The sequence below is a fragment of the Cellulosimicrobium protaetiae genome, from assembly GCF_009708005.2.
GTDB lineage: Bacteria > Actinomycetota > Actinomycetes > Actinomycetales > Cellulomonadaceae > Cellulosimicrobium > Cellulosimicrobium protaetiae.
Map to the genome: position 1 here is coordinate 2,594,817 of NZ_CP052757.1, position 14,016 is coordinate 2,608,832.

The following is a 14,016-nucleotide window of genomic DNA, read 5'->3' on the forward strand; positions in this document are numbered from 1 at the left end:
GTCCCCTCAGCCCGGGGGGAGCGCGGAGGTGTGCGCGGGTGCCGTCCGGCGCCGGTCCACCAGGCGCAGCACCAGCTTGCCGGTCTCGACGAGCACCAGGTACCCGAGCGCGACGAGCCCGCACACGCCCCACTGGCCGCCGTCGAGGTCGACGGTGCCGAAGATCCGCTGGAGGCCGTCGAGCGTGGTCACGAGGAACGTCAGCCCCAGCGAGGCGAGCAGCAGCACGACGAACCGGCCGTTCGCGAGCGTCTCGAACGAGAGGATGCTCGCCCGCGGATCGCGCCACTCCAGCGCGGCCACGACGTGCAGGAGCGACATCGCGGTGAGGCCCATGGTGGTCGCGACCGCGAGGTCGGCGTCAGCCTCGCCCCACGCCACCGCCACGAGAGAGCCGACCGCGATGAGCACGCCGCCCACGGCGAGCCGTGCCCCGAGACCGCGGCCGATGACCGGCTCCGTCGGCGGGCGCGGCCTGCGGCGCATGAGACCGGGCGTCGCGGCGTCGAACCCGAGCCCGATCGCGAGCAGCACGTCGATGGCGAAGTTCACCCAGAGGATCTGCAGCGGCGTCAGCGGGGTGCCGCCTGCGATCGTGAAGATCCCGGCGCCCACGAACGTGAGGATGAAGCCGATGAGCACGACCATCTGGAAGCGGATGTACTTCATGAGGTTGTCGTAGAGCCCCCGCCCGCCCTCGACGGCGGCGACGATCGTGGAGAAGTCGTCGTCGGTGAGGATCATCTCGGCGGCGTCCTTGGTCACCTCCGTACCGGTGATGCCCATCGCGACCCCGATGTCCGCGCGCGTGAGCGCGGGCGCGTCGTTGACGCCGTCGCCCGTCATCGCGACCACGTCGCCCTGGCGCTTGAGCACATCGACGAGGCGCACCTTGTCCTCGGGTGCGACGCGCGCGACCACCCCGATCTCCGCGACCTCCGCCTCGAGCTGCGCGTCGGACATCGCCGCGAACTCGGCGCCGGTGAGCGCGCGGCCCTCGATGCCGAGCTGTCCCGCGATCGCCGCCGCCGTGGTCACGTGGTCGCCCGTGATCATCCGGACCCGGATCCCCGCGTCGCGGCACTCCGCGATGGCGTCGCGCGCCTCCCGGCGCGGCGGGTCGACGATGCCGACGAGCGCGACCAGCTGGAGGTCGCGCACGGTGTCGAGAAGGTCGCCCGCGAGCTCGTCCCGGCCGACGTCTCGCCGGGCCACCGCGAGCACGCGCATGCCCTCGCCCGCGAGCGCGTCGTTCTCCGCGAGCACGCGTGCGCGGGCGTCGTCGTCGAGCGGCGCCGACCCGCCGTCGGCGGTGAGGTAGCGGCTCGACCGGGCGAGCAGCACGTCCGGGGCGCCCTTGACGAAGCAGGCCAGCACGCCGTCGATCTCGTGGAAGGTCGCCATGAACTTGTACGCGGCGTCGAACGGGACCTCCGCGACGCGCGGGTGCTCCGCCCGCGTCTCCTCGACGTCCAGCCCGGCCTTCGCCGCCAGCACCACGACGGCGCCCTCGGTAGGGTCGCCGATGCACTCGCCGTCGCGCACGACGGCGTCGCTCGCGAGCGCCAGGGGCAGCGCGACGGGCTCGAGCGGGACGTCGGTCGAGCCGGCGGCCGCGAGGATGCGGCCGGTCGTCGAGTAGCCCTCGCCGTCGACCGAGAACCGGCGCCCGGCGAGCACCAGCCGGCGCGCCGTCATCTGGTTGAGCGTGAGGGTCCCGGTCTTGTCCGAGCAGATGGCCGACGTCGAGCCGAGCGTCTCGACCGACTTGAGGCGCTTGACGATCGCGCCCTCCTCGGCGAGCCGGCGCGTGCCGAGCGACAGCAGCATCGTCACCACGGCGGGGAGGCCCGTCGGGATCGCGGCGATGGCCAGGCTGATCCCGACGACGAACAGGCTGTCGAAGTCCTCGCCGCGCACCAGGCCCAGGACCACCACGACGACGAGGGCGACCGCCGCCATGACCGTGATGATCACGGTGATGCGGTCGAGCTGGCGCGTGAGCGGCGTCTTGTCCTGCTCGACGCCGCTGAGCATGCCGGAGATGCGGCCCACCTCGGTCGTCATGCCCGTCGCGGTGACGACCATCTCGCCGCGCCCGCGCGTCACCTGCGAGTTCATGTACGCCATGTCCGTGCGGTCGCCGAGCGGCGCGTCGTCCGCGGCGACGGTCGCGACGCTCTTGGCGACCGGGGTGCTCTCGCCCGTGAGTCCGGCCTCCTCGATCTCCAGCGACGCCGCGACGAGCAGCCGCCCGTCCGCCGGGATCTTGCTCCCGGCCTCGAAGCCGACGACGTCGCCGGGCACGAGCTCCTCCGCGGGCACCTGCTCCTGCCGCCCGTCGCGGCGCACCGTGGCCGTCATGACGAGCATCTGCTGCAGGGCTGCGACGCTCTGGGCGGCCTTGCCCTCCTGGTGCAGGCCCATGAGGGCGTTGAGCACGGTGAGCCCGAGGACGACGACGCCCGTCGTGACGTCGCCGAGCGCGATGATGCTGACCACGGCCGCCCCGACGAGCACGAGCTGCATGAGGTCCCGGTACTGGCGCAGGAACGCCTGCCACGGCTTCTCCTTGCGCTCCTCCGCGAGAGCGTTGGGCCCGTACCGGGCGCGCCGCTCGGCGACCTGCGCCGACGTCAGCCCGACCGCCGGGTCGACGTCGAGCGCCGCGCACACGGCCTCCGTCGACGCGGTGTGCCAGGGGCCCGTGGCGGGAGGGACCTGCTGTCGGGGGATCTGCGCAGCCGTCATCGTGGGCTCCTCTCCGGCGCTCGTCACCACGGTCGCAGCGGAGCGTGCGGCGCAGCCTCACCCTTCGGGGGTGAACGGTCGACGACCGACGCGATAGGCTGGTCGGCATGCTTCCGGCGTGAGAGCGCCGGCGGGATCCGATGAGACAGCGGATCGAGAAGCCCCGTCGCTCCACACGGCGGGGCTTCTCGCTACCCGGGTGAATGCGTGGAGCGGGGATTGTCGCCCGGCGGCGGGCGGGCGTAGCGTCGGAGAGCGCCAGGACGACGCCGAGGTCGACCGATCGGGCGGAGGACGAGATGACCAGCAGGCTGCCTCCCCCCGGACCGCTGCCCGCGGGCCAGCACGCCGGGTGCGACACCTCGGGCATGTTCCTCGTCCACCGGATCTTCCGCTGGCTCTACCGCGAGCTTCCCGCGCTGGTGCGCGAGGTCGCGCCGGGGGACACCGCGCGCTCCGCCGTCGTCGGGCGCTACGCCCACCTCGACTTCTTCGCGCTGCACATGCACCACGAGACCGAGGACCTGGTGCTCTGGGACCGGCTGGAGGCCCGCGCGCCCGCCTGCGCGCTGCACGTCGGGCAGATGCGGGCGCAGCACGCCGAGGTCGCGGTGCACCTCGCGCGGATCGAACCACAGCTCGCACCGTGGGTGGCCACCGCCGACCCCCGGCTCCGCGACGCCTTCGCCGCCGACGTCGAGGCGCTGCGGGACCTGTTGTCCGCGCACCTCGGGCAGGAGGAGGGCGACATCCTCCCCGTCGCGGGGGAGGTGATGTCGCAGCAGGAGTGGGACTTCATGGAGGAGCACACGCGCGCGACGCTGATGGCGCACCGCAAGGAGCTCGGCAAGGACGTCATGGCGCTGCAGCTCGGGCTGCTGGTCGCGAGCGTCCCCGAGGCCGAGCGGGAGGACTGGTTCCGGGCGAACGTGCCGGCCCCGGTCCGGGTGCTCTACCTCCTCCTCCTGAAGCGGCGGTACGACCACGCGATGCGTGAGCTCTACCCGGACCGCCCCGTGCCCGCGATGGTGTGAGCCCGAGCCCGAGCCCGAGCCCGAGTCCGAGTCCGAGTCCGAGGGGGACGACCGTGTGGCGACGCGTGACGCTCGACGTCCACCTCGACCACCCGCCCTCGCGCGTCTTCCCGTACTTCGCCGACCCCGGCCGGTGGCCGCAGTTCGCGCCCGCCGTCGCCTCCCGTCGGCTGCTGGACGAGGGGGCGCTCCAGGTGGGGAGCCGCTGGGCGGCCGTCGACCGCGTCGGGCCGTTCCGGGTGCGGTTCACCGACGTGCTCGAGGTCGTCGAGCCCGACCGGCGGGTCGTGTGGCACTCGACGGCCCCCTGGAACTCCCGCGTCGAGTACGTCACGACGCCTGACGGCGGCGGCACGCGCGTCCGCGCCGACTACCACGGCGACGTCGCCTCCGGGCTCCGGCTGCTCGCCCTGCTCCCGACGCCGGTCCTGGCGCGCATCCTGATGCGCGACTTCACGGGCCTTCGCCGGGTCCTCACCGCGGAGGACCGCGAGCGCGCCCGGGGCGTGTGAGCGGCTGCGCGCACGAAGAAGCCCCTGGGCTGCGTCTCCGCAGCCCAGGGGCTTCTCCTTCGGTGTCCGGAGGGGGACTTGAACCCCCACGCCCGATAAAGGGCACTAGCACCTCAAGCTAGCGCGTCTGCCATTCCGCCACCCGGACGAGTGGACCTTCCCGGCGTTTCCGCCGTTCCGGTGCGGGGAAAAACATAGCACGGTTCGGGCGTGGTCCTCACATCGCGGTCACCGGTCGGCACCGCGCCACGGCCACGACGACGGACCCGGTGCGGCACAGGGCGTGGGGGGACGACCTGGGGCACACTGGGCGGATGGTGGCCACGAGCGGGCGGAGGCACGCGTGACGGACGAGCAGCGGCCGGCGGCAGCAGCGCCCACCCCGCGGCCGGGCTCCGGGTCGGACCGCGCGGCGGCGTCGGTGAAGCACCTCGCCGGGGCGTCGAGCGCGGCGCGCAAGGTGGCCGGTGCGCGGCGCAACCCGTCGGTCGTCGGCTACGACGAGACGGTGCCCGCATGGCTGCGGACCGCGGCGGGGTGGTCGTGGCGGCTGCTCATGATCGTCGCGGCGGTCGCGCTCATCTTCTTCGCGACGGCGCAGGTGCAGCTCGTCTTCGTCGCGGTGTTCCTCGCGCTCGTCATCACGTCGGTCCTGCGCCCCGTGACCGACTTCTACGCGAAGGTCATGCCGCGGGGCCTGGCGACCGGGCTCGCGATCTTCTCGGCGCTGCTGTTCATCGCGGGACTGCTGACGTACGTCATCACCTCGGTCGCCGGCCAGTGGCAGAGCCTCGCGGACCAGTTCAGCAACGGCATCGACCAGATCTTCGAGTTCCTCGAGAACGGCCCGCTGCCCGTGACGATCACCGCGGACGACGTCAACGGCTGGATCGAGAACGGTCGGCAGTGGCTCGCCGAGCACGGTGGCGACATCGCGAGCCAGGCGGCCGCGAGCGCCGGCTCGGTCTTCGAGGCGTTCGCCGCGATCGCGCTCGCCATCTTCTGCACGGTGTTCTTCCTCGCCCGCGGCAAGGACATGTGGACGTGGTTCCTCAACCAGCTCCCGGCGCGCTCGCGCGACAGCTGGAAGATCGCGGGCGGCGCGGGCTGGTACACGTTCTCGGGCTACGCGCGCGGGACCGTGATCATCGCCCTGGTGGACGGCATCCTCGCGGGCATCTTCCTGGGCATCCTGGGCGTGCCGCTCGCCGCACCGCTCGCGGTGCTCGTGTTCATCGGCGCGTTCATCCCGATCATCGGCGCCCCGCTCGCCATGATCATCGCGGCGATCGTGGCCCTGGCCGCGAAGGGCATCGTCATCGCGCTGATCGTGACGATCGGGATCGCGCTGATCGGCCAGTTCGAGGGTCACGTGCTCCAGCCGCTCGTCATGGGCAAGCAGGTGTCGCTGCACCCGGTGGTGGTCGCGATCGCGGTGACGGCGGGGACCCTCCTCGCGGGGATCCTCGGCGCCGTCGTCTCGGTGCCGCTCGTCGCGGTCGCGTGGTCCGTGTTCGCCCACCTGCGGCACAAGGACCCGCCCATGGAGGAGGACCTGCCGACGGCGAAGGAGATCGCGCTCGGCGATGCGGGCCCCGAGCAGACGGGCCGTGCCGCCGAGGACGCCGCCGGCTGACCGGCCGGGTCAGCGCGGGACGGCCGAGACCTCGGCGGCGAGCCGCACGGTCACGTGCACGGTGTCTCCCACGCCCTTGCCGGTCGCGGCGCGCACCGACCGCAGCACGGAGAGCAGGTGCGGGCCGCCGTACGCGACGAGCGACGCGTGGTACCGCACGCCGTCGACCTCCGCGACGACCGGGACGCGGCCGCGCGTGCCGAAGAGGTCGACCGCGTCGAACGGGAGTGCGACGAACGCTCCCGAACGTGTCCCGGCGGCGATCACGACGGCGTCGAACGTCACCGGGCCCGGGTCCGTCCACGTGGGCATGCCGTCGACCGTAGCGGACGCTGCCGGAGCGGGGAACGCCCCGGGCGGGCGAACCTCGGGTGGGGGTGGGCGCGCTCAGCGTGCGGTGCGCGGGCGACGGCGCCGCACGAGCGCGACCCCGACCGCGGCCACGGCGAGGAGTGCCGGGGCGACGAGCGACGCCCCCGCGAGGACCAGCAGCACGCCGGTGAGGACGGTCGCGACGGCGGCGAGCCACCAGCCGACGGTGCGGCGGGGGAGCAGGAGCAGGGCGGCGACCATCCCGAGCGCGTACACGGCGACCATGCAGCTCGTGTGCACGCGCACGAACGGCTCGAGGTCGAGGCCGGTGGCGACGAGCACGGCGAGGTAGGCCGCGCCGAGCACGAGCGTGACGGCGAGCGCCCGGCGGGGCACGCCCGCGCGGCCGGAGAGCGCGGCGAGCGGTCGCGGCAGGTCGCCGTCGCGTGCGAGCGCCTGGCCCAGGTTGGCGAAGGCCGCGAGGTAGGCGGTGAGGACGCCCGACGTGACGATCGCGGCCACGACGCCGACGACCACCGGCCCGGCTGCGGGCGCGCCCGTGCGCGCGAGGTCGAGCAGCGCGACCGTCCCCGACCCGGCGTCGGTCCCGAGGACCCCGACCGTCGTGACCTGCAGCGCGAGGTACGCGACCCCGACGACGACGAGCGCGACGCCCGTCGCGGCGGGGATGGTGCGGCGCGGGTCACGGAAGTCGGCCGAGACGTGCGTGCCGACCTCCCAGCCCGCGAACGCCCACACGAAGAGGCTCACAGCAGAGCCGACGCCGGTCCACCCCTCGCTGAGGAACGGGGTGAACCGCTCGGCGCTCGCGGCGGGCGCCGCGACGGCCACCACCACGACGACCGCCGCGAGCAGCAGGGACGTGAGCGCGAGCTGGACGGCGCCCGCCACGCGGACGCCGAGCCACACGGCGACGGCCGGCACGACGACGAGCGCGACGGCCACGACCGGGACGGCCCCGCGGTCCGCGCCAGCCACCGCGACGACGTACTCCGCCCCGAGCGCCGCGACGACGGGCACGCCCACGCACACGCCCAGGTAGAACCAGTAGCCCGTGGCGCGGGCCGCCGTGGGGCCGAGGGCCGTGCGCACCGCGCTCGCGACGCCGCCCCGGTCGGGGTGCCGCGCCGCGAGCGCGGCGAACGTGCCCGCGAGCGGCACGCTCGCGACGAGGACGAGCGCGACGGCGAGGACGGACGCGGGGCCCGCGACGCGAGTGGCGAGCCCGGGCAGCGCGAGCACGCCCGTGCCGAGCACGCTCGCCACGTACAGGGCGCTCCCGCGCGCGAGCCCCAGGGTGCCCGTCGGCGCGTGCTCGGCCGGGGCAGAGGAGGAAGCCTCGGGCACGGACGACGTGGGGGCGGTGCGGTGGGGTGCGAGCGGGGTCGGGGTGTCCACGCGCTCACCCTGACAGCCTGGGCGCGCGGCGACGAGTGGCGGAAAGGACACCGCGAGGCAAGATCCTGCCATCCTGCGGAGGGCCGCTCTCTGCGGCGACACTGGACCATGAAGATCGGGATACCCACCGAGGTCAAGAACCACGAGGACCGCGTCGCGCTCACCCCCGCCGGCGCCCACCACCTCGTGCGGGCCGGGCACGACGTGCTCGTCCAGTCCGGGGCCGGGACCGGCTCCCACCTGTCCGACACCGAGTTCGAGGCCGCGGGGGCGCGGATCGTGGCGACGGCGGAGGAGGTCTGGGGCGAGGCAGAGCTCGTGTGCAAGGTCAAGGAGCCGGTCGCGAGCGAGTACCCGCTCCTGCGCGAGGACCTCCTGCTCTTCGCCTACCTGCACCTCGCGGCCGACGCGGCCGGCACGCGCGCCCTGCTCGACGCCGGCACGACGTCCGTCGCCTACGAGACTGCGCAGGCGCCGGACGGGACGCTCCCGCTGCTGGCGCCCATGAGCGAGGTCGCCGGGCGCATGGCGACCCAGGTCGGGGCGTGGTTGCTCCAGCGGCCGGCCGGGGGTCGCGGCGTCCTGCTCGGCGGCGTGCCCGGCACCCGGTCCGGGCGGGTCGTCGTGCTCGGCGGCGGGACCGCGGGCCGCAACGCGGCCGAGATCGCCGTCGGCATGCGCGCCGAGGTCACGGTCGTCGACCTGTCGCTGCCCGTGCTGCGGTCCGTCGACCAGGAGTTCTCCGGCCACGTGCGCACGGTCGCGTCGAGCGCGTACGCGATCGAGCGCGAGGTGCTCGACGCCGACCTCGTCGTCGGTGCCGTGCTCGTGGCGGGGGCCCGTGCCCCGCGGCTGCTCACGGACGACCTCGTCGCCCGCATGCGCCCCGGTGCCGTGCTCGTGGACGTCGCCGTCGACCAGGGCGGCTGCTTCGAGGGGTCGCGACCCACCACGCACGACGACCCGACGTTCACGGTGCACGGCACGACGTTCTACTGCGTCGCGAACATGCCCGGCGCGGTCCCGGTGACGAGCACGCTCGCCCTCACGAGCGCGACCCTGCCGTACCTCGCGGCGCTCGCGGACGGCGGCGTGGACGCCGTCCGGGCCGACCCGCTCCTGGGGTCGGGGGCGTCCACCCACCGTGGCGCACTCCTCAACGAGGCGGTCGCCGCCGCGCACCGCCTGCCCTGGACACCCGTCGGGGACGCCCTGCGTCCGTGACGCAGCCCTGGTCCGGGGTCGCGGGTCGGTGACGGCGCAGGTCGGCGACGCGGAATCCGGGTGACGTCGCGCCGCGGACGTGCCAGGGTCGTGCGGGTGCACCCCTTCGCCCTCGACGACGGCCGCATCCACCTGTCCACCCCGACCCTCGACGACGTCGACGCGATCACGGCGGCATGCCGGGAGCCGGGCATGGCCGAGTGGACCGTCGTCCCGGACCCGTACGAGCGCACGGACGCCGAGAGGTTCGTCCTCGAGGAGGTCGTCCCGGGATGGGAGCGCGGCACGGCGCTCACCTGGACCGTCCGGGAGTCGGGCGGTCCGCCGTTCGTCGACGGCCGCGGCCCGCTGCTGGGGATGATGGGCATCGGTCTCGACGACGGTGCGCCGGGCGCGCGGTCGGGCGAGATCGGGTACTGGCTCACCCCGGCGGCACGAGGGCGCGGGATCGGGACGGCCGCGGCCCGGCTCGTCGCCGACTGGGCGTTCGACGTCGAGGGCGCCGGTCTCTCTCGGCTCGTCTGGCAGGCGTACGTCGACAACTGGCCGTCGCGCCGACTGGCCTGGCGTCTCGGCTTCCGCGTGGAGGGGACGATCCGTCGGCAGCTCGTCCAGCGGGGCGTTCGGCGCGACGCGTGGTTCGGCACGCTCCTGCCCGACGACCCGCGCGAGCCGAACGAGCCGTGGCCCGCCGACGCTCCGCCGTCGGGCCGCACGACCTGACGCGCAGGCCGTGCCGCACCGACACCCGGGGTGGACGAATGCGTTTCCGTCGCACCCGCCCCCGGGGTCAAGATGGGCACCATGACCTCCGAGCCCACGACGCGCACCGGCGCGCCCGCGCCCACCTCCGCGCCGGCCACGACTCCCGTCCCGATCGACCTCGACCCGGCGAACCCGTTCGCCGCCCCGTCGGCGCTCCCGTACGAGCTGCCCGACTACGACGCGGTCCGCGAGGAGCACTACCTCCCGGCGCTGCGCGCGGCGACCGCGGCCCAGCGCGCGACGATCGAGGCGATCGCGACCGACGACGCGCTCCCGACCGCCGCGACCGTGCTCGAGGCGCTCGAACGGTCGGGCCGCGACCTCGCGCGCGTCCTCAACGCGTTCTACAACCAGCTCTCCGCCGACGCGACGCCGGGCCTGGAGCAGATCGAGGAGGAGTTCGCGCCCGAGCTCGCGGCGCACCACGACGCGATCTACATGGATGCCCGCCTCTACGCGCGCGCCCGCGCGCTCCAGGACGCCGTCGACGCCGGCGAGCAGGCGCTCGAGCCCGACGCCGCCTGGCTCCTCCGCACGCTCCTGGTCCGGTTCCGCCGCTCGGGCGTCGAGCTCGACGCGGAGCAGCAGGAGCGGCTGCGCGAGCTCAACGGGCGGCTCACGACGCTCGAGGCCGCGTTCGGCCGCAAGCTGCTCGCGGGCGCCAACGCGGCGAGCGTGCTCGTCACGGACCGCGCCGAGCTCGACGGCCTCGCCGAGGACGCCGTCGCGGGGGCCGCGGCCGCCGCGGCGGCGCGTGGGCACGAGGGCGCGTGGCTCCTGGAGATGCAGCTCCCGACGCAGCAGGGCGTGCTCGCCTCGCTCGCGCGTCGTGACGTGCGCGAGCGCGTGCAGCAGGCGTCGGAGTCGCGCGGCGCGACCGGCGACGACCACGACACGCGCGAGATCGTGCTGGAGACCGTGCGCCTGCGCGCCGAGCGCGCACGCCTGCTCGGCTACGAGCACCACGCCGCGTACGTCGCGGAGGACGCGACCGCCAAGACGACCGAGGCCGTGAACGCGATGCTCGGGCGGCTCGCGCCCGCCGCGGTCGCCAACGCGCGGCGCGAGGCCAGCGACCTCGAGGTCGCGCTGCGGGCCGACGAGCCCGGCGCGACGCTCCGCGCGTCCGACTGGTCGTTCTACGCCGAGCGTGTGCGCAAGGACCGCTACGCGCTCGACGACGCGCTCCTGCGCCCGTACCTCGAGCTCGAGCGCGTCGTGCACGACGGCGTGTTCCTGGCCGCGAACCGCCTGTTCGGCGTCTCGTTCGCGGAGCGCCACGACCTCGTCGGGTACCACCCGGACGTCCGGGTCTTCGAGGTCTTCGACGGCGAGACCCCGGGCGAGCCAGGCCAGGGGCTGGGCCTGTTCCTCGCCGACTGGTACACGCGCGAGTCCAAGCGCGGCGGGGCGTGGATGAACAACCTCGTCGACCAGAACCACCTGCTCGGGCAGAAGCCGGTCGTCGTGAACAACCTCAACATCGTCAAGCCGCCGGCCGGGCAGCCCACGCTGCTCGTGTGGGACGAGGTCATCACGCTGTTCCACGAGTTCGGGCACGCGCTGCACGGGCTGTTCTCGGACGTGCGCTACCCGTCGCAGTCCGGCACCGAGGTGCCGCGCGACTTCGTCGAGTACCCGTCGCAGGTCAACGAGATGTGGGCGTGGGAGCCGTCGGTCCTGCGCTCCTACGCGGTCCACCACGTCACGGGCGAGCCGATGCCGGCCGAGTGGGTCGACACGATGCTCGCCTCGCGCCAGTTCAACGAGGGCTTCGGGACGACCGAGTACCTCGCCGCGGCCCTGCTCGACCAGGCGTGGCACCAGGTCGGTCCCGACGGCGTGCCGTCCTCCGAGGCGGACGTCGTGCCCTTCGAGGAGGCTGCGCTGGAGGCGGCGGGCGTCGCGTTCGCCCCGGTCCCGCCGCGGTACCGCACCACGTACTACAACCACGTGTTCGGGGGCGGGTACGCGGCCGGGTACTACTCCTACATCTGGTCCGAGGTGCTCGACGCCGACACCGTCGAGTGGTACCTCGAGAACGGCGGCCTGACGCGCGAGAACGGCGAGCGCTTCCGCCGCGTCCTGCTCGCGCGCGGCGGCTCGCAGGACCCGCTCGTCTCGTTCCGCGAGCTGCGCGGCCGCGACGCTGACATCACCCCGCTCCTCGCCCGCCGCGGCCTCGACGCCTGACCCGAGGCCTCGTCCCCCCGAGGTAGGCCCCGGTAGCGCGAGGTAGAGGCGTGGTCATGACCACGCCTCTACCTCGGCGGGGTGCCCGGGCGGACCAGGCCGGTCTCGTAGGCGACGACGACGAGACCGGCCCGGTCCCGCACGCCCAGCTTGGTGAGGATCCGGCCCACGTGCGTGCGGGCCGTCGCCGGGCTCATGAACAGCGCCGCGCCGATCTCGTCGTTGGTCAGCCCGCGCCCCACGTGCGCGAGCACTTCGCGCTCGCGGTCCGTCAGCCGGTCGGCGACCGCCGCGACGAGCGCGTCGTCGCGCCGCCCGGCGTCGACGGCCTGCGCGACGACGCGGGCCGTCACCGCGGGGGAGAGCAGCGCGTCGCCCGCGGCGGCCGTGCGCACCGCGGCGCGCAGCTCGTCGGGGCTCGCGTCCTTGAGCAGGAAGCCCGACGCCCCGGCTCGCAGCGCGGCGAAGAGGTTCGCGTCGTCGTCGAACGTGGTGAGGACCACGACCCGCGGTCCGGGCGGGCGGTCGTGGCCCGCCGGCACGGGGTGCGCGGCGGCCGACGTCACCGGTCCCGCGGTGCCGTCGAGGATCTGCCGCGTCGCCTCGATGCCGTCGAGCACGGGCATCTGCAGGTCCATGAGCACCACGTCGGGCCGCACCCGCCGCACGAGCGCGACGCCGTCGCGGCCGTCGGCGGCCTCGCCGACGACCTCGACGTCGTCCGCGCGCTCCAGCAGGGCCCGGATCCCCGTCCGGACGAGGGGCTGGTCGTCGACCAGCACGACGCGGATCATGCGGACCCCCCGTCGACGGCCCGCCCCCGCGCCACGGTCCCGTTGGCGTTCCCGGACGCGCCCAGGGCGAGCGGGACCCGGGCGCGCAGGCGGAACCCGCCGCCGTCGGGCGAGTCGGTCGTGACGGTGCCGCCGAGCACCGCGACGCGCTCGCGCAGCCCGCGCAGGCCGAACCCCTCGCTGCTCGTGCCTCCCGACGCACCGGCGCCGTCGTCGCGCACCTCGACGACGAGCGTGTCCCGTGCCGGGTCGAGCGTCACGCGCACGACGGCGGCGCTCGCCCCGGCGTGCCGCAGCACGTTCGTCAGCCCCTCCTGCACGACCCGGTAGACCGTCGCGCCCGCCGCGCTGCCGTCCGCCGCGTCGTCGGGGAGGTCGACGTCCAGCGCGACGTCGAGGCCGGCGCCCCGGGCGGTGCGCGCGAGGTCGTCGAGCCGGTCGAGGCGGGCCTGGTCCGCGACCGCCCCGGGTGCACCGCGCAGCGAGCGCACGGTCGCGCGAAGGTCCGCCAGGGCGGACGCCGCCGAGGTCCGCACGAGATCGAGCTCGTCCCGCGCGGTCGTGACGGCGGTCTCGTGCGCCTCGGAGCCGGTCCGGCCGACGTCGTCGAGCGCCTCGCGCGCGACGCTCGCGTGCAGGGCCACGACCGCCAGGTGGTGCCCGACGACGTCGTGCAGGTCGCGCGCGACCGCCTCGCGCTCGCGGGCCACGCGGTCGGCGGCCTCGAGCGCATGCGTCTGCTCGCGGAGCGCGTCGGCGTGCCGGCGCTGCTCGTCGCGCTGTCGCCGGGCGAAGGAGCCGTGCCCGAGGGCGATCGCGGCAGCCATCAGCGCGACCGTCGTCGCGAGCTCGTACCCGACGACGTACCGGACGTCGTCGCCCTCGGCGAGCCGGAAGTACGTCGAGGCGACGACGAGCGCCGCCGCGACCCCGACCGCCCAGCGGAGGCGCCCCGCGGCGGCCGCCGAGTAGAGGGCGACCGAGACGGGCAGCGCGAGGCCGATCGCGGGCAGGTCGAGCGTGTAGTAGGCGCAGATGACGAGCGCGGTCGCGACCAGGACCGCGACCGGGAAGCGGCGGCGGCCGAGGACGAGCAGGCCCAGCACGAGGGCGATCGGGTACGCGACCCACGGGTCGGCACGCGTGCCGCCGACGTCGGCCGCGATGGCGAACGCGACGACGTCGAACACCGCGAAGCCCAGCAGGGCGTCGATGAGCCACGGCGGTGGCGTCGGGCGCGACGGACGGTGCGTCGCGCCGGTGCGCTGCTCGTGCCTGGTGTCGGAGGGCGTCACGTCCATCGAGTCTAGGAACGCCCGCCCGGGCGCGCGTCCGTCGCGAGACGGGTCCCGGTCAGGGTCGGCTACGTCGAGACG

The 14,016-nt window shown here is 74.8% G+C and carries 11 protein-coding genes and 1 tRNA gene; 6 read left to right on the forward strand and 6 right to left on the reverse strand.

The annotated features are described in order from the left end of the window. Window positions 1-6: 6 nt before the first annotated feature. Window positions 7-2,751 carry a cation-translocating P-type ATPase gene (locus FIC82_RS10950; protein ID WP_154798571.1) on the reverse strand — a complete coding sequence of 915 codons (2,745 nt, stop codon included), beginning with the start codon at window positions 2,749-2,751 and terminating at the stop codon, window positions 7-9. Between the two features lie 299 nt (window positions 2,752-3,050). Between FIC82_RS10950 and FIC82_RS10955 the strand changes: the two genes are divergently transcribed. Both FIC82_RS10955 and FIC82_RS10960 read left to right on the forward strand, forming a co-directional pair. After that, window positions 3,051-3,785, forward strand: a complete 735-nt coding sequence (locus tag FIC82_RS10955) for a hemerythrin domain-containing protein (RefSeq protein WP_168731749.1) — start codon at window positions 3,051-3,053, stop codon at window positions 3,783-3,785. A gap of 65 nt (window positions 3,786-3,850) precedes the next feature. Then, the gene (locus FIC82_RS10960; RefSeq protein ID WP_171445703.1) at window positions 3,851-4,297 is read left to right on the forward strand and encodes an SRPBCC family protein; all 447 of its coding nucleotides are present in this window, start codon (window positions 3,851-3,853) and stop codon (window positions 4,295-4,297) included. A 63-nt stretch (window positions 4,298-4,360) separates the two neighbouring features. Here FIC82_RS10960 and FIC82_RS10965 read toward each other — a convergent pair. Next, window positions 4,361-4,445 (reverse strand) — tRNA-Leu (locus tag FIC82_RS10965). A 195-nt stretch (window positions 4,446-4,640) separates the two neighbouring features. On the opposite strand from FIC82_RS10965, the gene FIC82_RS10970 reads away from it, so the two are divergent. Then, the gene (locus FIC82_RS10970) at window positions 4,641-5,933 is read left to right on the forward strand and encodes an AI-2E family transporter (RefSeq protein WP_253691053.1); all 1,293 of its coding nucleotides are present in this window, start codon (window positions 4,641-4,643) and stop codon (window positions 5,931-5,933) included. A gap of 9 nt (window positions 5,934-5,942) precedes the next feature. Here the strand turns inward: FIC82_RS10970 and FIC82_RS10975 are convergent, their stop codons facing one another. Together FIC82_RS10975 and FIC82_RS10980 are read right to left on the reverse strand one after the other, a co-directional pair. Beyond that, window positions 5,943-6,245: a DUF1905 domain-containing protein gene (locus tag FIC82_RS10975; RefSeq protein WP_154798574.1), complete on the reverse strand. Its 303-nt coding sequence runs from the start codon at window positions 6,243-6,245 to the stop codon at window positions 5,943-5,945. Between the two features lie 75 nt (window positions 6,246-6,320). Next, the gene (locus FIC82_RS10980; RefSeq protein ID WP_253691055.1) at window positions 6,321-7,664 is read right to left on the reverse strand and encodes an APC family permease; all 1,344 of its coding nucleotides are present in this window, start codon (window positions 7,662-7,664) and stop codon (window positions 6,321-6,323) included. Window positions 7,665-7,772: 108 nt separating this feature from the next. Here FIC82_RS10980 and ald point away from each other — a divergent pair, with 108 nt between their 5' ends. The 3 genes from ald (at window position 7,773) to FIC82_RS10995 (ending at window position 11,846) form a co-directional block, all read left to right on the forward strand. Continuing rightward, window positions 7,773-8,888: an alanine dehydrogenase gene (ald, locus tag FIC82_RS10985; RefSeq protein ID WP_154798576.1), complete on the forward strand. Its 1,116-nt coding sequence runs from the start codon at window positions 7,773-7,775 to the stop codon at window positions 8,886-8,888. A 96-nt stretch (window positions 8,889-8,984) separates the two neighbouring features. Beyond that, window positions 8,985-9,611 carry a GNAT family N-acetyltransferase gene (locus tag FIC82_RS10990; protein ID WP_168731750.1) on the forward strand — a complete coding sequence of 209 codons (627 nt, stop codon included), beginning with the start codon at window positions 8,985-8,987 and terminating at the stop codon, window positions 9,609-9,611. An 81-nt stretch (window positions 9,612-9,692) separates the two neighbouring features. Further along, window positions 9,693-11,846 carry a M3 family metallopeptidase gene (locus tag FIC82_RS10995; RefSeq protein WP_154798577.1) on the forward strand — a complete coding sequence of 718 codons (2,154 nt, stop codon included), beginning with the start codon at window positions 9,693-9,695 and terminating at the stop codon, window positions 11,844-11,846. A 68-nt stretch (window positions 11,847-11,914) separates the two neighbouring features. On the opposite strand, the gene FIC82_RS11000 is transcribed toward FIC82_RS10995, so the two are convergent. Together FIC82_RS11000 and FIC82_RS11005 are read right to left on the reverse strand one after the other, a co-directional pair. Further along, window positions 11,915-12,640: a response regulator gene (locus FIC82_RS11000; protein WP_154798578.1), complete on the reverse strand. Its 726-nt coding sequence runs from the start codon at window positions 12,638-12,640 to the stop codon at window positions 11,915-11,917. Next, a complete protein-coding gene (locus FIC82_RS11005) occupies window positions 12,637-13,935 on the reverse strand; it encodes a sensor histidine kinase (protein WP_216609898.1) in 1,299 nt (432 codons plus the stop codon). The genes FIC82_RS11000 and FIC82_RS11005 overlap by 4 nt, the downstream gene beginning before the upstream one ends. Window positions 13,936-14,016: the final 81 nt, after the last annotated feature.

What these genes read in the sequence shown, in the direction of transcription:
- FIC82_RS11000 (WP_154798578.1), bottom strand. Translation starts at nt 12,640, where the DNA reads ATGATCCGCGTCGTGCTGGTCGACGACCAGCCCCTCGTCCGGACGGGG.
- FIC82_RS10995 (WP_154798577.1), top strand. Translation starts at nt 9,693, where the DNA reads ATGACCTCCGAGCCCACGACGCGCACCGGCGCGCCCGCGCCCACCTCC.
- ald (WP_154798576.1), top strand. Translation starts at nt 7,773, where the DNA reads ATGAAGATCGGGATACCCACCGAGGTCAAGAACCACGAGGACCGCGTC.
- FIC82_RS10975 (WP_154798574.1), bottom strand. Translation starts at nt 6,245, where the DNA reads ATGCCCACGTGGACGGACCCGGGCCCGGTGACGTTCGACGCCGTCGTG.
- FIC82_RS10950 (WP_154798571.1), bottom strand. Translation starts at nt 2,751, where the DNA reads ATGACGGCTGCGCAGATCCCCCGACAGCAGGTCCCTCCCGCCACGGGC.
- FIC82_RS10955 (WP_168731749.1), top strand. Translation starts at nt 3,051, where the DNA reads ATGACCAGCAGGCTGCCTCCCCCCGGACCGCTGCCCGCGGGCCAGCAC.